This is a genomic window from Ensifer sp. 4252 (assembly GCF_050434565.1).
GTDB lineage: Bacteria > Pseudomonadota > Alphaproteobacteria > Rhizobiales > Rhizobiaceae > Ensifer.
In genome coordinates this window covers 12168-31431 of the sequence record NZ_JBNDIU010000020.1, presented here as the reverse complement: position 1 = coordinate 31431, position 19264 = coordinate 12168, and the positions used below count along the sequence as shown (strand labels likewise).

Below are 19264 nucleotides of genomic sequence, written 5' to 3'. Positions count from 1 at the left end.
CTCTCCCGCAACGCCACATCCGGTCACCGACGTGTCCAGCAATCCCGCCCTTCGTCTTTCCCGCATCAGCAAGCGTTTCGGCCCGCTCAAGGCCAACGACGCCATTTCCTTCGAGCTGAAGCGGGGCGAAGTCATCGCACTTCTTGGGGAGAACGGTGCCGGCAAGACGACGCTGATGAACATTCTCTTCGGCCACTACGTCGCCGACGAGGGAACCGTCGAGGCCTTTGGCAAGCCGCTTCCGCCGGGAGATCCGCGCGCGGCCCTTGATGCCGGCATCGGCATGGTCCACCAGCACTTCACCCTCGCCGACAACATGACGGTGCAGGAAAACATCGCGCTTGGCACGCAGAGCCTCTGGCGCATGCGGCTCGACCGGGCCGCAGCGCGGCGGCGCATCGAGCAACTGTCCGCCGATTTCGGCCTCGCCGTCGATCCCGCAGCCATCGTCTCCACCCTTTCGGTCGGCGAACGCCAGCGCGTCGAGATCCTGAAGGCCCTTTATCGCGAAGCACGCATCCTGATCCTCGACGAGCCGACGGCCGTTCTGACACCCGCCGAGACCGACGCACTTTTCCGGACGCTGAAGCTGCTCGTCGCCAAGGGCCTGTCGATCATCTTCATCTCCCACAAATTGCACGAAGTGATGGCTGTCAGCGATCGTGTGCTGGTTCTGCGCTCCGGCCAGCTCGTCGGCGAGCGCGAAACAGGCTCGACCGATCGCAAAGAACTGGCGGCCCTCATGGTTGGCCAGGAGGTCAGGCCGGCGGAGGTCAGCCCGGTGACACTGGGTGCACCGCTGCTGGCGCTCGAACGCGTCTCCACGACGCCTTATAACGGGGCCGGCCTCGATGAGGTATCGCTCACGCTCACAGCCGGTGAAATCACCGGCCTTGCCGGCGTTGCCGGCAATGGCCAGGCTGTCCTTGCTGCCCTCATCGCCGGCACCCGGCGTCCAACCGGCGGCGGCATTTCCATCGCCGGGCGGGAAGTCGCCGACTGGTCGCCACGCGTCGCGCTCGCCCATGGCGTGGCCCGGATTCCGGAAGACCGCCACGCTTTCGGCAGCATCGGCGACATGAGCGTGACGGAGAATGTCATCGCAGAACGCTACCGGAGCCCGCGGTTCAGCCGCATGGGCTTCCTGAACTGGAAGGCTGCCCGCCGCTTCGCCGAGAAACTCATCACCGACTACGAGGTCAAATGCCCCTCGCCCGAGGCCCGCATACGCCTGCTCTCGGGCGGCAACATGCAGAAGCTTATCCTCGGCCGGGCCCTTGATCCCGACCCGGCGGTCATCCTTGCAAGCCAGCCGACCCGCGGCCTCGACGTCGGCGCCGTCGCCTATGTACACCGCATGCTGCTTGAAGCGCGAGCCAGGGGCGCGGCGATATTGCTGATTTCGGAAGACCTCGAGGAAGTCCTGGCATTGTCCGACCGCATTATCGTCATGTCCAAGGGACGCCTTTCGACGCCGTCTTCGCGCGGCGAACGCAGCATTCGGGAACTGGGAGAGTTGATGGCAGGTCATAGCGGGGAGCACAGCGACCATGCGGCTTGAGCCGAAGCCCGCACTGTCCTTGGCGGTCACCTTGATGTTTCCGCTGGCAGCCATCGCCACAACGCTGTTGCTGACGTCGATGCTGGTTCTCGCCGCTGGCGCTTCGCCACTGTCCGTCTTCTATCTCGTGGCCAGGGGCGCGGCCGGCTCACAGTTCGCGCTCATGGAAACCCTGACCCGCGCGACGCCGCTGATCTTCACCGGCCTAGCGGTAGCCGTCGCCTTTCGGGCCAAGCTCTGGAACATCGGCGCGGAAGCCCAACTCTACATCGGTGGCGTCGTCACCGTGGTGCTGGGAACCGGCGCACTGCCGCTACCTTCGGTCATTCTGATCCCGGTGATCATGGTCGCCGTCATGGCCGCAGGCGCGCTGCTTCTGCTCGGCCCGGCCGTGCTGAAGACCCGCTTCGGCGTCGACGAGGTGGTCACCACGCTGCTGCTCAACTTCATCGTCCTGCTGTTCGTGTCGATGCTGCTTGAAGGTGTGCTCAAGGATCCGATGGGGCTCGGCTGGCCGCAATCGCAGAAGGTCATCGCTGAAGCCCAACTGCCGCGCCTCATCCAGGGCAAGCGCCTGCACTACGGCTTCGTCATCGCCCTTGCTTCGGCCGTTCTCGTGTGGGTCGTCATGAAAAAGACGGTTCTCGGCTACGAAATGCGCGCCGTCGGCCTCAATCCCGAGGGCGCACGGTTTGTCGGCATTCTGGTCAACCGGACGCTGATGAAGACGGCGTTGCTTTCAGGCGGTTTGGCAGCCCTTGCGGGCTTTTCCGAAGTCTCGGGGCTCAAGGGCAACCTGACGCTCGACCTGTCGCCGGGCTACGGCTACACCGGCATCGTCGTCGCGATGCTCGCCATGCTCAATCCGCTCGGTGTCATCGCATCGGCCATCTTCGTCGCCGGCATCTTCGTCGGCGCCGATGCCATGAGCCGTGCAGCCAAGGTGCCGAGTTACATAGCCGACGTCATGGTCGCCACCTCGCTGCTGACGATGGTTGTCGCGATCCTTCTGACGCGATTCCGGATCAGGTGGAGGTGACATGGACGCTCTCGAAATCCTCTTCACCGCCTCTTTCTGGGTTGCCGCCATCCGCATAGCATCCCCGCTGATCTTCGCGACCATGGGCGAGTTGATCTGCGAGCGTGCGGGCGTTCTCAACCTGGGCATCGAGGGGATCATGACGGCAGGCGCTTTCGCCGGCTGGTTCACAGTATATTCCGGCGGCGATCTTTGGACCGGCGTGCTGGTCGCAGCGCTTGTTGGCGCCATCTTCGGCCTGTTGCACGCCACGCTCACGGTACCGCTCGGCCTGTCACAGCACGTCGTCGGCATCGGCGTTACGCTGCTTGCCACGAGCCTTACCTATTTCACCTATCGGCTTGCACTGCCCGAGGTGACCTCGCCGCCAAAGATCGAGCCGTTCCAGCCCCTGCCGATCCCGGGCCTGTCCAGCATTCCCGTCGTTGGCGAGGCGCTGTTTACCCAGACGCCGCTGACCTATCTCGCATTCGTATCGGTCGCTGCCGTCGCCTGGATCCTCTATCGCACACCCGTCGGCCTCGCCGTTCGCGCCGCCGGCGAAAACCCGTCGGCGGTCGAGGCGCAGGGCATTTCGGTCACCGGCATCCGCATGGGCGCCGTCGCCGTCGGCAGCGCGCTGATGGCGGTCGGCGGCGCCTTCCTCACCATCTCGGCCTTCAATTCGTTCTTCTTCCAGATGATCAATGGCCGCGGCTGGATCTGCATCGCGCTGGTCGTCTTCGGCTCATGGCGGCCAGGTAAGGCGCTGATCGGCGCCATTTTGTTTGCCGCCTTCGATGCCTATCAGGTTCGCCTGCAGCAGATATCGGGCGGCATCGTGCCCTATCAGGTTTTCCTGATGATGCCCTATGCGCTGTCGATCCTGGCGCTGATCCTGGTTGCACGCCGCGCCACCTATCCCAAAGCTTTGATGATCCCGTACCAGAAAGGCGAAAGATGAGCTTCGACCTGATCGTAAAGGGCGGCACGCTGCCCGATGGAACCGTCGCCGATATCGGCATCAAGGGCGACAGGATCGCCGCGATCGAGCCCAACGTCGATGCCGAGGCCGGTCGTGTCGTCGATGCCTCGGGCAACCTCCTCAGCCAACCGTTTGTCGATCCGCATTTCCATATGGACGCAACGCTGTCCTACGGCCTGCCGCGTACCAATGCCTCGGGCACGCTGCTCGAAGGCATAGCGCTGTGGGGCGAGCTCAAGCCGACCCTGACCCACGAGGCCGTCAAGGATCGTGCGCTGGCCTATTGCGACTGGGCAGTCTCGATGGGCCTCCTCGCCATCCGCACCCATGTCGATACCTGCGACGACCGGCTCCTTGCGGTGGAAGCGCTGCTCGAAGTCAAGAAGGAGATCGCGCCCTATATCGATCTCCAGCTCGTCGCCTTCCCGCAAGACGGGCTCTATCGCTCGGCGAATGCGCGCGAGAACACCATCCGCGCCCTCGACATGGGCGTCGACATCGTCGGCGGCATCCCGCATTTCGAGCGGACCATGTCCGACGGCACGCGTTCCGTTACCGAACTTTGCGAGATCGCGGCCAAGCGCGGCCTGATGGTCGACCTGCATTGCGACGAGACCGACGACCCGCTATCGCGCCATATCGAGCAGCTTGCCTATGAAACCCAGAGGCTCGGCCTGCAAGGCCGGGTGGCTGGCTCGCACCTCACCTCGATGCATTCGATGGACAACTACTACGTCTCGAAGCTGCTACCGCTGATTGCGGAAGCCGGTGTCTCGGCGATCCCCAATCCGCTCATCAACATCATGCTGCAGGGGCGGCACGACACCTATCCCAAGCGCCGCGGCCTGACGCGCGTGCCCGAGATGCTGAAGGCCGGCATCCGCACCGGCTGGGGTCAGGATTGCGTGCTCGATCCGTGGTACTCCCTCGGCACAGCCGACATGCTCGACGTCGCCTTCATGGGATTGCACGTCGCCCAGATGTCCTCGCCCGCGGACATGCGCACCTGCTTCGACATGGTCACAAAGGTCAATGCCGAGATCATGGGGCTTGATCATCTCGGCCTGGCCGTCGGCAAATCGGCAAGCCTCGTCGTGCTCGATGCGGGCAACCCCATCGAGGCGGTGCGCCTGCGCGCCGAGCGGCTCTGTGTCGTCGCGAAGGGCAAGGTCGTGGCTGAGCGCGAGAAGCGCGATACGGCCCTCTCCATCAAGGGCCGTCCGGCGACCATCAACCGCCGCCACGTCGTGCCACCGCAAGCGCTTTGAACGGACTGGACGAGAAAAGCGTCAATACCTCAATGCGCACGCGCCCCGGCTCGATCGAGAGCCGTCGCAAAGCCTTGCAACGAGATCGAGAAAAGAACGGCCGCACCGCCATCGGCGGGCTTGAGCTTCAAAGTGATGCGGGCGGCCGTTTTCATGGGCCGCGCCCGCAGCAAATGTAGGATAGAAGCTCGATACTTCCTCGTTGCCAATCTAGCCGAAGTCGCAACCAAAGCCCGGCGGTCGGGCCCGACCTGATCGACGGGTCGTCTTTCCTTGCCTGTCACTGGCTCCGGATCCACTGCAGGAACTTGCGGATCGCCTTTTCGTTGCCTCGGCGCTCGAGATGGGTAAGGTACCAGCCGCCCGGCTGCATCACGTCGGAGTGAAGCGGAGCCACCAGAGCTCCGCTTGAGAGATCCGGTCCAACGAGGAACTCGGGGACCACCACAACCCCTTGACCGCTGATCGCCGCTTCGATCGCAAGTAGGTTGCTGTCGAAGAGCGGCGAGGTTTTTTGCGATAACCCGGTTGCGCCGACGCTGGCAGCCCATGTCTCGGCGTCTCCAGTCGTGCCGCTTACCGCGAGAAAGGGGAAATGGCGCAGATCCTCCGGCGCTTTGATCGCACTGGCGATGTCCGGCGAACAAACCCCGACAAGTTTCTCCTGCCTCAATAAGGTGTAGGTCACGCTCGGTCGGTTGGGTGCTTGCGTGTAGATCATCCCGATGTCGGCCCGATCGGGGTTGAATTCCCAGTCCAGAAGGCTCGCATCGAGGCTGATAGCGATTTCCGGCGATGCTTCCTTGAATCTTTGGAGCCGAGGGATGAGCCAGCGGACCGCAACGGTCACGTAGACCTGAACAGTCAGGGAGGCCGGCGTATTCGTCTGGCGGATAAGATCGGTGGTGAGCGCAATGCGGTCCAGAGCGTCCTGGACTACAGGAAAGTATAACGCACCCTCCTTGCTCAACTCGACACGACCGGGAAGGCGCACGAAGAGCGGAATGCCCAGATTGCGCTCCAGAGAGGCGACCTGATGGCTGATCGCCGACTGTGTGACGCGCAGTTCCTCGGCCGCCGCTTTGAAGCTCAGCAGGCGCGCCGCCGCTTCAAAGGCCCTGAGCGTCGTCAAGGGAGGCAGTATCCGCCGGACCATTCTCGCAAATCCACATGAATTTTACTCATGTAGACGTGATTTCTAATCGTTTGCAAGGCGACGGGCCGGTTTTCATACTGCTTGCATAAATCCAAAAATGGGGAACCCGAGATGACACAACATCTTCTGAAGGGCACGGCGCTTGCCGTGGCCATGGCCAGCTGTTGGCCTTTTGCAACCACCGCCTTCGCGCAGCAAAGCTGCGTTCGTGTACTCGGCTACGAGTCCGACGGCGAGAAACAAACCATGGACCCTGCCGCGCTGATCGGCACCGACAGCGTCTACCATATCCGCGCGGTCTACGATCCGCTCGTCGATCGCAGCAACACGATGCAGCCCGTCCCGGTTCTTGCCGAATCCTGGGAATCGAATGCCGATGCGACGGAATGGACCTTTCACCTCCGGAAGGGCGTGAAGTTCCATGACGGTTCCGACTTCGACGCCAAGGATGTGGTCTATTCCTATCACCGTCTTCTCGATCCCGCAGTGTCACCAGGCGGCTTTTCGACGCTCGCCTTCCTGGACGCAGACGGCATCACCGCCGTGGACGATCACACGGTGCGCTTCAAGCTGAGGCAGCCTGTCGTCGAACTGCCGATGCTGATCGCGACAAAATATGCGCTGATGGTTCCGGAAGGGGCCAAGGCCGAAGAGCTACGCGTGAAGGGCAATGGCACCGGCCCATTCATGCAGGAGACCTTTGTCATCAACGGTGCGCAGCGTGTCATGCGCCGCAATCCCGCCTATTGGCGCGCCGACCTGCCGAAGGCCGACTGTCTGGAGATCACCACGAGCCTTGAGCCGACTTCCCGTCTCTCCGCGCTGTTGTCGGGCACGGTCGACCTTTCGCTGACGGTCGATCCGGCGAGCCTCATCACGCTCAAGGACAATCCGGCGGTCGAGCTTGTCGCAACGTCGGGTGCGACGTCGCTCTATCTCGCAGTCTGGACCGACACCCCACCCTTCGACAACATGAAGGTGCGAGAAGCTATGAAGCTCGTCATGGATCGCAAGACGATCCTCGACACTGTGCTGCTCGGCTACGGCGAGATCGGCGCCGATACCCCGATCCCGCCGAGTTCGCCGCTCGGTCTTGGAACGTCGGCAAAGCCGTCCGATGTCGAAAAGGCAAAGGTGCTGCTTGCGCAGGCCGGCTATCCGGATGGTATCGACTTCGATCTCTACACGTCGGACTCCTATCCCGGCATGATGCTGCTTGCTCAGGTCTATGCCCAGATGGCTGCGGCCGCGGGGATCCGAGTCAATGTGATTACCTCACCGGCGGAAGGTTATTGGGACACGATCTGGCTGAAGAAGCCAGCCGTCATCTCCTACACCAGCGCCCGGCCGCCCGCCGAAGCTCTGACACTCTCGCTGAGCAGCAAGTCCGAATGGAACGAGACGCACTGGAAGCGCGGCGATTTCGATGCTCTTGTCGTTAAGGCCGGACAAACGGCTGACGAGAAGGAACGCAACGAGCTCTATCGCGACGCCCAGAGGATCGTCGCTGACGAAGGCGGCATGATCCTGCCTGTCTTCACCTCTGTCGTGGCGGGCCTGCGCAAGGGCTGCACGGGCTACCAGCCGAACGTCGACGTGAACCGCATCGACTATGCGGAACTGAGCTGCGCCGACTAACCGCCGCCTTCCCTCACACAGACAACCGCATCCACGGAGCGTGCCGCTCCGTGGAAGAGGACAGTTGCATGACGATTTCCGCCCTCACCAACTTTATCAACCACTTTGCCGATGCGCTCGACGACGACACGCGCGCCGTCTCGCACGCACATGCGGCAAGGCTGCGCCGGCTAGCCGGCCGTTTGCCGCCCGTCAGGGCCGTGACGCCAAACCGCGTACCGATCCAGTCCGCCTGCGAGGCTGAGCTTCAGTCCTACAGCCCGCATTCACCGCTTGCCCGCGCCCTGGCCACGCTCCTCCCCTCAATCCACGTCACCCGCAGCAAAAACTATCTCGCCAATCCGCCCAGCCGCGATTTCGGCGAAAACTACGGCTATGGCGTCATCTGCGGTCCGGATGGTGGACCACCGGCTCTCATCAAGGATGCAGACATCGCCTTCGGGCTGATGTTTCTGGGGCCGAAAACGCACTATCCCCTTCACCATCACCCTGCTGACGAACTTTACTACACTGTCACCGCTCCCTCTTTCTGGCGAGCTGGGGAAGAGGGCTGGAACGCCCGCGGCGTCGACGAGATCGTCCATCACCCGCCGTGGCTTCCCCATGCAACGCTTTCAGCGGAGCGACCGCTGGTGCTGCTCTATGTGTGGGAAGGCGATCTCCATACCGATGCCGCCTTCATTCCCGACACCGTGACGGCGGATGCGGCACTCTCTTTTGTGGGGCTCGTTGCCAAATGAGCGTCTTTCGCCTTATAGCCAGTCGGATCCTGTTTTCGGCCCTGACCCTTCTCCTCGTTTCGATCGTGATCTTCCTGATCCTCGAGGCGCTTCCGGGTGACGTCGCCACGCGTATCCTGGGGCGCGACGCGACCGCCAAGGCGCTCGAAGTGCTGCGCGGCCAGCTCCATCTCGATGAGCCCGCCCTTACTCGCTATTTTCAATGGCTCGGCGATTTCCTTTGGGGAGACCTCGGAGTGTCGATCGCAACCGGCAGACCGATCGCAGATGTTCTCGGCCCCCGCATCGTCAACACGGTGCTTCTGTCGCTCTTCGCCTTCGCGATCTATCTGGTGTTGGCAGTGGTTCCGGCAATCGTCCAGGCGACGAACCGGGGCAAGGCGATCGACAACATCATTTCGGTGGTCACTCTCGTCTTGCTGTCGCTTCCTGATTTCCTGCTCGCCACGATCCTGCTCTTCCTCTTTGCCGTCGCTGTGCCGATCCTGCCGGCGCTGGCAACGATCTCGGAAGCCAGCACGTGGCAGGAGATCCTGCGCGCCATGGTTCTGCCCGCGGTCACGCTTGCCATCATGATGGCCGTCTATGCCATCCGCGTCCTGCGCGACAGCCTGATCGAAGTGCTGCGATCGGATTACATTCGTCTGGCCGAACTCAAGGGTTTGCGCGCCCGTGCGGTGCTCTTTCGCCACGCATTGCCGAACGCAATCGTGCCGGCACTCAACGTCACGGCGCTCAACCTCGGCTTCCTGATAGGCGGAGTGGTCATCGTCGAGAGGGTATTCTCCTATCCGGGGTTCGGCACGCTGCTCATCGATGCCCTGCAACTGCGCGATATTCCGTTGATCAAGGCAACCGTGATGATCAGCGCCGCCGTCTATGTCGCCGCCAATCTCGTGGCGGATATCTGCGCCATTCTGCTTCAACCGCGCCTGAGGGCAAGCCGATGACCCTGATCACTTCCAACCCGCCCAAAAGTGTCGCCGGCCGCTGGTTAGATGCCGACCGCTGGCGTGCGACACCTGGCCCATTCAAACTCGGAGCGATCATCCTCGTCGCCCATGTTCTCTTCGCGATCATCGGCGTCGTCTGGACCCCTTATGGCTTTGCCCAGATGGGAACCGGCCTGCCGCTTTCAGGCGCGTCCTGGCAGCACCCAATGGGCCTCGACCAGATCGGCCGTGATGTCTTCAGCCGCTTCATGCATGGCGCGCATATCGTGCTGCTGCTCTCCTTTGCCGGTACGATGCTGGGCATGGTGGCCGGAACCACCCTCGGTCTGCTGTCAGGCTATATCGGCGGCTGGTTCGACGAGATTACTCAGCGCATTGTCGAAGCCATGATCAGCATCCCCTTCCTCGCGCTCGCCCTGGTGATAATCATCGCCGCCGGACCGGCGCTTGCGGGTGAACCGGTGCTCATCGTCTTCGTCGTCGGTCTCGTCTATGCACCCCGTATCACCCGCATCGCTCGTGCCGCTGCGATGGAGATCGCGACACGCGAATATGTCGCCATTGCTGAACTGCGTGGCGAGGGCGTTTGGTCCATCGTCTTCCGCGAGATCCTTCCCAACGCCGCCAACGTGCTGCTCGTCGAATTTTCGCTTCGCCTCAGCTATGCGCCGATCTTGATCGGGGCGCTCGGCTTTCTCGGCTTCGGAATTCGCCCACCCACACCCGAATGGGGGCTGATGATCAGCGAAAACCGCAACCTTCTGATCGCCTCGCCCGTGACGGTTTTCGGGCCTGGCCTTGGCCTTGCCTCCCTCGTTATCGGTTTCAACCTGTTCACCGACGGCCTGTCGCGCATGCTCGGCCAGCGACCCATCGCGGGAGCCTGATATGAAAAGCCTTATCGAAATCCGCAATCTCAACATCGCCTACGGCGGACCCTCCGGCTGGACCAATGTTGTCCAAGACGTGTCCTTCGAAATCGGCCGGGGCGAAGCCTTTGGCCTTGTCGGGGAATCGGGCTGCGGCAAATCCACCGTCGCTTACCGCCTGCTTGGCTACGGCACGATCAACAGCCTGGTTCAGACCGGTGAAGTCCTGTTCGACGGAACCGACCTTCTGAAACTCGACGCCGGTGCCTTGGCGCGACTGCGCGGCAACCGGATTGCGTTCGTGCCGCAGAACCCGACGACCTCGCTCAGCCCCGGGATGCGGGTCGGGTCGCAGATCCGCGAGATGATTGCGACGCATCGGGCACTGCCGGAGGGCATGACGATGGAACGCCGCATCGTCGAGCTCTTTGCGCTGGTCGGTCTGCCGGACGTCAGCCGCCGGTATCCGCATGAGCTTTCCGGCGGACAGCAGCAGCGCGTGACGATCGCAATGGCGGTGGCCTGCAATCCTGATCTGCTGGTGCTCGACGAACCGACGACCGGCCTCGACGTCACCACGCAGCGCCAGATCATCCAGCTTCTTCGCGATCTTAGAACCCGGATCGGGATGGCGATGCTCTACGTTACGCATGACTTGGCGCTGCTGGCACAGATCGCCGACCGTGTGGGCGTCATGTATGCCGGCCAATTAATTGAGGTCGCGCCGTGCGACAGACTTCTGCAAACCCCGGCACACCCCTATTCCCGCGGTCTGATCGGCTCGATCCCGACCATCGACGGCACGGACAGGCAGGCGCTCGGCCTGCGCGGCGTGCTGCGCCGCGACCAGATGGCCGGCGGCTGCAAATTCGCGCCGCGCTGCGATTTTGCGACCGCCGCATGCCGCACCATGCCGCAACTGCTGGAGCCGATCGGGGTCGCACGGTTCATCGCTTGCATGAGGTGGCGGGAGGCGGCCGCGCCACAAACAGCGGCCAGTGCGGTCAGGTCTGGGATAAAGGGCGCCCTGAAGAGCGATCGCCTGCTCGCGGTAACCGGCCTGAACCTCTCATACGGGGATCCCGGCATCCTCGATCGGCTTGTCGGTCGGACGAGCCCCTCCGTCGTACGCGAAATCGACCTTGAACTGCGCGCCGGCGAGGTGGTCGCTCTCGTCGGTGAATCCGGCAGCGGCAAGTCGACGATAGCTCGGGCGATCAGTGGCCGGCTCCCACCACGCGCTGGCGTGATCAGCCTCGATGGCAACCTTCTCACGTCGACCTTGAAAAACCGCTCGGTCGAGCAACTGCGACAGATCCAGTACATCTTCCAGAACCCAGACGCGTCGTTGAACCCCCGACGCCCTATCCGGGCGATCCTCCAACGCCCGCTGAAACACTTCGGCATCGGGTCCGACGGTCAGACGCTTGAAGGCGTGCTGGAGAGCGTCGGCCTCCATGCAGGTTATCTCGACCGCTTTCCGGAGCAGCTTTCGGGCGGCGAGCGCCAGCGCATCGCCATCGCCCGAGCACTTCTGGTCCGCCCCAAAATTCTGATCTGCGACGAAATTCTGTCGGCGCTTGACGTCTCGGTGCAGGCAAGGATTGTCGAACTGCTGCGCTCGCTCAAGGAAAAGCACGCTGTCGCAATGCTGTTCATCTCGCACGACCTTGCTGTCGTGCAACAGCTCGCAGACCGGGTCACTGTGCTTTATCGCGGCGAACTCATGCAGCTCGGTGACACCGCCACGCTTCTAGAGAACCCGCTGCATCCGTATACCGAAATGCTGCTCGAAGCGGCGCCGGCACTCAAGAAGGACAGCTACGTTTCTCGCCCGCCGACCGTGCCGACGTCGAAAGGCGCACCGGGCATCGGCTGTCCGCTTGCCGGGCGCTGCCCACGTCAGGTGGGTAGCATCTGCGCCGATATGCCCCCACCAGTGCAAAAGACAGGCACCGGGTATATCCGCTGCCACATTCCTGTAAGCAAGTTGCCGACCCGGGTGGTTCAGTCAGAACAAAAACAACTGGCGTGAGACAAACAGCGGCACCACGCTCGTAATGATCACAGATCGAGCTTCGGGTCGGAGCGGCTTCTCCCTGTGGTCAATTGAGCGTGCTCCGCAAATCGTGACGATGGGCTGGTGCTCGTCATCCTCATCTTTCGCTCAGCCCGGCGCTCGGCGCTTTCGGGATCGGTCGCAGGCCGAGGGGTTCGGCCTGCAGGCAATGATCGGCATCGCGGCCAACCTCTTTGCGTCGATCGTATGCGCAGCGCTGCCCGCGCGTCCGATTCAATCAGCCCTCCGCCAATAGGGGGCGGAGGGCCAAGGCACAAAAGACTGGTGGAGAGGCTTACCGCTCGATCATGCGGTTCCAGCGCTTGTTCCACTCCTGGCGGCTCTTGTTGATCGCATCCCAATCGAGAACCTTCGCCGTTTCCATGTTCGTCTTGAAGGTGGCGAGCTTTTCGTTGGCCTCGGCCGTGCCGGCCTTGGCGTTCTTGTTGGACGGGATGATGTTGCCGTGGTCGAGCGCAAGGCCCTGCGCTTCTGCCGACAGGAGATAATGCGCAAGCTTCTGGCTCAGCTCCGGTTCGCTGTTGTTGGCGATCACGCATTCGGTTACGGCGAGAACGACGGAGCCTTCCTTCGGCTGCGCGTATTCGACCGGAATGCCCTTGTCTTTCAAGTTGTTGACTGCCGTCGGTGTCAGCGGGAAGATCGCGGCTTCGCCGGTCTGGACCATCTCCGAGATCTTGGCGGAGCTCGGAATAAACTCGATGACGTTCTTGCCGATCGTATCGGAGAACGTCTCGAAGCCGGGCTCGACATTGGTCTCGTCGCCGCCCTGGATGCGGTTGAACATCAGGAAGGCATGCAGGCCGAAACTCGAGGCCGAGGCGGACTGGAACACCACGGCATTTTCGAACTTCGGATCGGCCATGTCCATCCAGGAGCTCGGTGCCGGCCAACCCTTTTCGTCGAAAAGCTTCTTGTTGTAGGCGAGGCCCGTCATGCCCATGTCGACGCCGATGGCCATATCGTCCTTGAGACGGGCGGCCGGCTGGATATCGGCAAGCACCGGATCGTCAGCGATCTTCTGGCAAAGCCCGGCGCCGATGGCGCGCACCATGACGCCGTCGTCGAGCAGCATGACGTGCATTTGCGGATTATCCTTGGCAGCCGTCGCCTTGGCGAGAATGTCGGCGGAAGTGCCCGGAACGATCACAACCTTGACGTCGTTGGCTTTCTCAAAGGGCGGCAGCACGTGCTCGGTATAGGCACGCTCGAAATTGCCGCCGTTCATACCGATGTAGAGCGTCTTGGTTTCCGCCTGGGCGGCGGTCTGCTGAAGGGCGAGCGCAAGCAGCGCGAGGCCCGAAGTTGTCATAAGGCGTTGGTCAATCATGGTATTCCCCTTTCTGTTTACAACGAGACTGCAGTTTGAGCCGCTGCGTGAGCGAAGCGACCGATGGAAAAGGCATCGATGGGCGTGGTGCTGCGCCCAGTGGTGACGAGTTCGCAAAGCACCTCGCCGACGGCAGGCGCGATCTGGAAACCGGCGCCGCAGAAACCGAATGCGTGGAAGAGGCCTGATGTCGTCCGGCTTGGACCGATCACCGGGTTACCGTCCGGCATCTCCGCTTCCGTTCCGGACCAGAAGCGGATCACCTGGGCATTGGCCAAATGCGGAAAGAGCGTGATAGCGCGCTGCATGACCGATGAAGCGGCAGTGACCGACGGCCGCGAGAAATCGGGATTGGCAAGGGCCGCCCCGCGCCCGCCGCCCATCACGTAGTTGCCGCGCGCCACTTGGCGCCCATAAAAGCTGCCGCCCTGCTCGCCCATACTGACCGGCAAGCGCAACGGCAGTGGCTCGGTGACCACCATGGAGGGATAGATGCGCTTTAGTGGAACGCTTTCGCCGAACTGTGCGGCGAACGTATCGGACCAGGCGCCGGCACTGTTGACGATCTGGCGGCTGCGAATTTCAACATTCTCTCCCGCCAGCACGGCAAATCCGCTGCCGGTCTGACGCACGTCACGAACCGAGGTCTGTTCGAAGACCTTTACGCCCGCCCGTTCCGCTGCGCGGGCAAAGGCGGGCGAGACCAGCCTGGGGTTGGCGTGGCCGTCACCGGAGCAAAGCGATGCGCCTGCGCCTGCCGCCGACAGCCAGGGGAACCTTGTCCTCAGATCTCGCGCGCCGACCAGTTCCAGATCGAGCCCGTAAGGCTTGGCCATCTCGGCATAGGCTTCAAGCTTGGCAAAATCCCTTTCGGTGCGCGCAAGCTTCAGGTGGCCGGACGGTACGTATTCTCCGTCGATGCCGACCAGCGCCTGCAATCGCGGCCAGATGCCGTGTGCGCGCTGGGAGAGCGGCAATTGCTCAGCAGGCCTGCCTTGCCGGCGTACGCCGCCATAGTTGACGCCGCTTGCCTGCGCACCGCAAAAGCCCTTGTCGAGCAGCACGACGTCAAGCCCTGCCTGACGCATGGCCAGCGCTGCGGAACTGCCGACCAGCCCGCCGCCGATGATGGTGACATCTGCCGAAATGCGCTGGATCATCGGCTTGCCTGCGTATCGAGCGGACCGCCAAAGCCGAGCGGAATGGGCTTCACCGGCGCCTGTGTCCGCAGACGACCGGTCTCTTTCGGTTCGACCTTGCGGATGCCGCTCAGCACCTCGACGGCCGCGGCCGAACACATCCGCCCCTGGCAACGCCCCATGCCGACGCGGCTCAAAGCCTTCATGCGGTTGATTTCGCCGATGCCGCCAGCATCGACGGCACTGCGGATCTCGCCGATGCTGATCTCCTCGCACCGGCATAGCGTCGTCTCTGGCGGTACCGTCTCGAACCAGTCGCGCGGGAAGGGAAAGGCACTTTCAAGGATTTCGCGCTGGCGCAGGATCCGTGCCCGGGCAGCCTTCAATTGCCGGGGACGATCGCCAGCAACCGTCTTGCCGAGATCCTCAAGGATCGCCAATGCTGCCAGCTGGCCATCGATTTCGGCTGCATCGGCACCGGCAATGCCGCTGCCATCGCCGGCGACGTAGACATCCTCACGACTGGTGCGGCCGAGCGCATCGCGCTCAGGCAACCATGCCCGGTCGCGATCCTCAAAACGGAAACGACAGCCGGCGAGATCGGCGAGCTGCGTTTCCGGACGCAAGGCAAAGCCGTAGCCGATCGCATCGCATGCGAGCTCTTCCGTGCGGCCGCCTGCGCGAAAACGGATGCCCTCGACCCGTTCCGGACCGAGCACGATTTCCGGCCGCACGCCGTAGCGAACCTTGACGCCCGACAGCTGGAGTTGAGCGCCATAGAGCAGGCCGAGTGCGACGATGCGCGGCGCTCGGACGAACAGCGAGGCCAGATGCATTTTCGAGCGGAACGGCGCGGTATCGAGCACCGCGGCCACCGTCGCACCCGCCTTCATGTATTGCCAGGCGACGAGATAGAGCAGCGGGCCGGAGCCCATGAAGACCAGCCGATCGCCGATCGTGCAGCCCTGCGCCTTCAAGGCCGTCTGCGCGGCGCCAAGCGTATAGACACCCGGCTTAGTCCAACCTGGAAACGGCAGAACGCGATCGGTGGCGCCTGTGCACAGCAGCAGCTTGGAAAAGGCGATCTGGCGATGCACGCCTGCGTGCAGCACATCGAGGTGACCATCGCGCTCCAGGCCGCTGACATTCCAGACAAGCGTTTCCGGACGATAATCGATCGATGGCCGCAGCCGCTCGAAAACCTGATGCAACCGCTCGGCCTTTTTCGCTTCCGAGCCATACCGGTTGCGGTAGGAGCGCCCGTCGTCGACCAGCGGCCGTCGGTAGATCTGCCCACCGGCGCGAAGCCCTTCGTCGAGAACGATCGGCCGAATACCCACCTCGACCAGTCTTTCGGCGGCGCGGATGCCGGCTGGGCCGGCACCGACGATGACGATCGGCAAGGCGTCAGTCATATTCTGCGCCTTCCACGGCGTTCGTGAGAAATGCCATGCCCGGCTCAAGCGCCGTGCTGCAGGCACGCATGCGGCTGCCATCCGCCATCATCACGAAGCAATCCTGGCAGGCACCGATCAGGCAGAAGCCTGCGCGGCTCTCACCGGTAAATTCCGTACGCCGCAGCCTGGTTTCGAGCGAAAGGATTGCCGTCATGATCGTATCGCCACGCCGTCCGACTTCGGGCAGACCGTTGAGCAGGAACGGGATCGTCTCTTCGTCCCGGCGGTACCGGCGCTTGAACAGGGCTTGTCTCGACATCGCCGTTCTCAGCCCTTGCCGACAAGAAGACGATCGAGCCCGAACATCCGGTCGAGAACGATCATGGTCACGGTCGCAAGCGCGATCATCATCGTGGAAACCGCTGCCATCATCGGGTCGATGGATTCGCTCGCATACATGTACATGCGGACCGGCAAGGTCACGGTCGAAGGCGACGTGACGAAGATCGACATCGTCAGTTCGTCGAAACTGTTGATGAAGGCGAGCAGCCAGCCGCCGCTGATCCCCGGCAACAACAAGGGCAAGGTGATACGCTTGAACACCGTCCACTCGGCTGCCCCGAGAGTGCGGGCGGCGTTTTCGGCATTGCGATCCATGCTCGTCAGCGACGCCAGGATAAGCCGCAGCGTGTAAGGCGTGACGATGATGGCATGCGTGGCGACCAGTCAGGTGAAGGAGCCGGTCATGCCCATCAGCGAAAACAGCCGGAGAAAAGCGACGCCGAGAACGAGATGCGGAATGATCAACGGCGACAGGAACAACGCGTTCAGCACATCGCGGCCACGAAACTCGTAGCGCGTGATGGCAAGCGCAGCCGGCACGGCCAACAGCGTTGAGATCGTTGCCGCGAGGAGCGCCAAACGAATGCTGTTGCCGAACGAGGACATGAAGTCGTTGTGGTGGAACACCGCCTCGAACCATCTCAGCGACAGGCCGTTCCACGGCATGGCCAACGTGTTTTCCGGAGTGAAGGCCACGAGGCACACCACGACCATGGGGGCCAGCATGAACACGACAATGAGGCTGTGAAAGACCAGCGCGACAGGACCGTTTCTCTGCATGACTTCAACCCAGCTTCCGTTTTGCCTGCTGCTCGATAAGCCTGTTATAGGCGAGCATGATCACAAGGTTGGCGACGAGGACGATGATGGCGATGGTGGCGCCGAGCGGCCAATTAAGCTCGATCAGGAACTCGTCGTAGACCAGCGTCGCCGCCATCTTCAGCCGCCGTCCGCCGAGAAGGCCGGGAATGGCAAAGGAGCTTGCCGACAGTGCAAAGACGATCAGACTGCCGGAGAGAATGCCAAGGGCGGCCTGTGGGAAGACGATCCGGCGCAGGGCAGTGAAGCGGGATGCCCCGAGCGTGAGCGCTGCCGCCTCGACCGTCGGGTCCAGCTTCTGCAACACTGTCCAGACCGGGATGACCATGAACGGCAGCATGATATGGACGAGGCCGATGACGATCGCAGCTTCGGTATAGAGCAATTGCACCGGCTCGAGGCCGACGGCGGCAAGTGCGCCGTTCACCAACCCGTTCTTGCCGAGCAGCATGCTCCAGCCGAAGGTGCGCACGACCACGGAGACCAGCAGCGGGCCGATGATGACGAGCAGGAAAATCGACCGCCAAGGCTTGCGCATGTTGGAGAGGATGTAGGCTTCCGGAACCCCGATCGCGACGGTGATTACGGTGGTGAGCAGCGCCAGTCGCAGCGTGCGCCAGAAGGTCGAGAGATAGTACTCGTCCTGCAGCACCGTAAGATAGTTGGCGAGCGAGAAATCGTTCTGAATGCCGGCGGTATAGTCGTAGCTGTTGAACGACAGGATGATCGTCAGCGCCAGCGGCAGCAGCACCAACCCGATGAAGAACAGTGTCGCCGGGCCCGAAAGGAACAGGGGGGCAAAGGCGCGCCGCGTCGCCGCAGGGGTCGCCGCGCCCGTCACTGGGCCGCTCCCGCAGCAAGAACGCGACAGTCGCCATGCTGCCAGGACAACCCTACATTTTCGCCTTCCAGCGGCGGCGGCGCTCCCAGATTGGGAACGGCAACCGCCAGAACGCCGGCGGGCGTCGTAGCGCTCACCAGCCACTGGCTGCCCATGAAGTAGCGCGTCGTGACGGTTCCCTGAAGCTGCCCGTCGGACGGCGTCGTCAGCCGCAGCTTTTCCGGGCGAATGAAGACCGAAACATCCTTGCTTGCCGGCCTGGCTCCCGTCTCGAACACGATGTCAGTATTGCCGATGGAAACGGTCGCGCCCGCGCCGTTTACGACCGCAGTCGCCGGCATGAAGTTCGACTTTCCGACAAAGGAGGAGATAAAATCGTTGCGCGGATGTTCGTAGAGTTCGTAGGGCGTGTCGACCTGGGTGATCTTGCCCTTCTCCATGACCACGACGCGGTCGCTGATCGAGAGCGCTTCGGCCTGGTCGTGCGTGACCATGATCGTGGTGATGCCGACGGCTTGCTGGATCCGACGCAGCTCGAACTGCATCTCTTCGCGAAGCTGGGCATCGAGGTTGGAGAGCGGCTCATCGAGCAAGAGAACCGGCGGATTGATGACCAGCGCCCGGGCAATCGCCACGCGCTGCCGCTGACCGCCGGACATCTCGCGCGGATATCGATCGGCAAGCGCCGATAGATGGACGAGGGCGAGTATGTCCTTGATGCGCGTCTCGCGCTCGGCCTTCGCGATTTTGCGCATCTCCAGGCCGAAGCTGACATTCTGCGCCACCGTCATATGCGGGAACAGCGCATAGCTCTGGAAGACCACGCCGAGCTGCCGTTGCGGCGGCGGCATGTGGGTAATATCGCGGCCGCCCATCATGATCGTGCCGGAGGAGGGGCGCACGAGGCCCGCGATCATCTGCAGCGTCGTGGTCTTGCCGCATCCGGATGGCCCCAGAAGCGAGATGAACTCGCCCTTTTCCACACCAAGTTCGAAATTGTGAACAGCTGCAACTGATCCGTAGAATCTGGAAACCTGCTCTAGGCTGAGGAAACTCATGCTCGCTCTCCCGTCACTCATTGCCTGGAGAAATCGCCTGCCCTGATTTTCTTGTCAGCGATCCATGCGG

The 19264-nt window shown here is 62.6% G+C and carries 17 protein-coding genes and 1 pseudogene; 9 read left to right on the top strand and 9 right to left on the bottom strand.

Features of this window, described 5'->3' with window-relative positions; all coding sequences use genetic code 11:
* Positions 1 to 31 precede the first annotated feature (31 nt).
* From ABIE33_RS27460 to ABIE33_RS27445, 4 genes are read left to right on the top strand one after another with little or no spacing between them, the layout of a single operon-like run.
* On the top strand, positions 32 to 1561 hold the full coding sequence (locus ABIE33_RS27460) for an ABC transporter ATP-binding protein (RefSeq protein ID WP_429130951.1): 1530 nt from the start codon (positions 32 to 34) through the stop codon (positions 1559 to 1561).
* On the top strand, positions 1551 to 2600 hold the full coding sequence (locus ABIE33_RS27455) for an ABC transporter permease (RefSeq protein ID WP_429130949.1): 1050 nt from the start codon (positions 1551 to 1553) through the stop codon (positions 2598 to 2600). Before ABIE33_RS27460 ends, ABIE33_RS27455 begins: the two co-directional genes overlap by 11 nt.
* Position 2601: 1 nt before the next feature.
* A complete protein-coding gene (locus tag ABIE33_RS27450; RefSeq protein WP_429130947.1) occupies positions 2602 to 3543 on the top strand; it encodes an ABC transporter permease in 942 nt (313 codons plus the stop codon).
* On the top strand, positions 3540 to 4832 hold the full coding sequence (locus ABIE33_RS27445; protein WP_429130945.1) for an amidohydrolase family protein: 1293 nt from the start codon (positions 3540 to 3542) through the stop codon (positions 4830 to 4832). Before ABIE33_RS27450 ends, ABIE33_RS27445 begins: the two co-directional genes overlap by 4 nt.
* 29 nt (positions 4833 to 4861) lie before the next feature.
* Here the strand turns inward: ABIE33_RS27445 and ABIE33_RS27440 are convergent, their stop codons facing one another.
* Both ABIE33_RS27440 and ABIE33_RS27435 read right to left on the bottom strand, forming a co-directional pair.
* Positions 4862 to 4987: a hypothetical protein gene (locus ABIE33_RS27440; RefSeq protein WP_429130944.1), complete on the bottom strand. Its 126-nt coding sequence runs from the start codon at positions 4985 to 4987 to the stop codon at positions 4862 to 4864.
* Positions 4988 to 5112: 125 nt separating this feature from the next.
* Positions 5113 to 5964: a LysR substrate-binding domain-containing protein gene (locus ABIE33_RS27435; protein ID WP_429130942.1), complete on the bottom strand. Its 852-nt coding sequence runs from the start codon at positions 5962 to 5964 to the stop codon at positions 5113 to 5115.
* A gap of 135 nt (positions 5965 to 6099) precedes the next feature.
* Between ABIE33_RS27435 and ABIE33_RS27430 the strand changes: the two genes are divergently transcribed.
* The 5 genes from ABIE33_RS27430 to ABIE33_RS27410 all read left to right on the top strand — a co-directional run bounded on the left by ABIE33_RS27430 (position 6100) and on the right by ABIE33_RS27410 (position 12223).
* On the top strand, positions 6100 to 7626 hold the full coding sequence (locus tag ABIE33_RS27430; RefSeq protein ID WP_429130941.1) for an ABC transporter substrate-binding protein: 1527 nt from the start codon (positions 6100 to 6102) through the stop codon (positions 7624 to 7626).
* 68 nt (positions 7627 to 7694) lie between these two features.
* Positions 7695 to 8366 carry a dimethylsulfonioproprionate lyase family protein gene (locus ABIE33_RS27425; RefSeq protein ID WP_429130939.1) on the top strand — a complete coding sequence of 224 codons (672 nt, stop codon included), beginning with the start codon at positions 7695 to 7697 and terminating at the stop codon, positions 8364 to 8366.
* Entirely contained in the window at positions 8363 to 9316 is a 954-nt protein-coding gene (locus ABIE33_RS27420; RefSeq protein ID WP_429130938.1) for an ABC transporter permease, read from the top strand. Before ABIE33_RS27425 ends, ABIE33_RS27420 begins: the two co-directional genes overlap by 4 nt.
* A complete protein-coding gene (locus ABIE33_RS27415) occupies positions 9313 to 10206 on the top strand; it encodes an ABC transporter permease (protein ID WP_429130937.1) in 894 nt (297 codons plus the stop codon). Before ABIE33_RS27420 ends, ABIE33_RS27415 begins: the two co-directional genes overlap by 4 nt.
* A gap of 1 nt (position 10207) precedes the next feature.
* On the top strand, positions 10208 to 12223 hold the full coding sequence (locus tag ABIE33_RS27410; protein WP_429130936.1) for a dipeptide ABC transporter ATP-binding protein: 2016 nt from the start codon (positions 10208 to 10210) through the stop codon (positions 12221 to 12223).
* Between the two features lie 319 nt (positions 12224 to 12542).
* Here ABIE33_RS27410 and ABIE33_RS27405 read toward each other — a convergent pair whose 3' ends face one another.
* From ABIE33_RS27405 to ABIE33_RS27375, 7 genes and pseudogenes are all read right to left on the bottom strand, one after another.
* Positions 12543 to 13598, bottom strand: coding sequence for an ABC transporter substrate-binding protein (locus ABIE33_RS27405; RefSeq protein ID WP_429130935.1), 1056 nt, complete (start codon positions 13596 to 13598; stop codon positions 12543 to 12545).
* 17 nt (positions 13599 to 13615) lie between these two features.
* Positions 13616 to 14758 carry an NAD(P)/FAD-dependent oxidoreductase gene (locus ABIE33_RS27400; RefSeq protein WP_429130934.1) on the bottom strand — a complete coding sequence of 381 codons (1143 nt, stop codon included), beginning with the start codon at positions 14756 to 14758 and terminating at the stop codon, positions 13616 to 13618.
* A complete protein-coding gene (locus ABIE33_RS27395; protein WP_429130933.1) occupies positions 14755 to 16152 on the bottom strand; it encodes an FAD-dependent oxidoreductase in 1398 nt (465 codons plus the stop codon). Before ABIE33_RS27395 ends, ABIE33_RS27400 begins: the two co-directional genes overlap by 4 nt.
* Positions 16145 to 16453: a (2Fe-2S)-binding protein gene (locus ABIE33_RS27390; protein ID WP_429130932.1), complete on the bottom strand. Its 309-nt coding sequence runs from the start codon at positions 16451 to 16453 to the stop codon at positions 16145 to 16147. The genes ABIE33_RS27395 and ABIE33_RS27390 overlap by 8 nt, the downstream gene beginning before the upstream one ends.
* An 8-nt stretch (positions 16454 to 16461) precedes the next feature.
* Positions 16462 to 17256: pseudogene (locus ABIE33_RS27385) on the bottom strand (ABC transporter permease).
* Positions 17257 to 17260: 4 nt separating this feature from the next.
* The gene (locus ABIE33_RS27380; protein ID WP_429130931.1) at positions 17261 to 18136 is read right to left on the bottom strand and encodes an ABC transporter permease; all 876 of its coding nucleotides are present in this window, start codon (positions 18134 to 18136) and stop codon (positions 17261 to 17263) included.
* The gene (locus ABIE33_RS27375) at positions 18133 to 19194 is read right to left on the bottom strand and encodes an ABC transporter ATP-binding protein (protein WP_429130930.1); all 1062 of its coding nucleotides are present in this window, start codon (positions 19192 to 19194) and stop codon (positions 18133 to 18135) included. The genes ABIE33_RS27380 and ABIE33_RS27375 overlap by 4 nt, the downstream gene beginning before the upstream one ends.
* Positions 19195 to 19264: the final 70 nt, after the last annotated feature.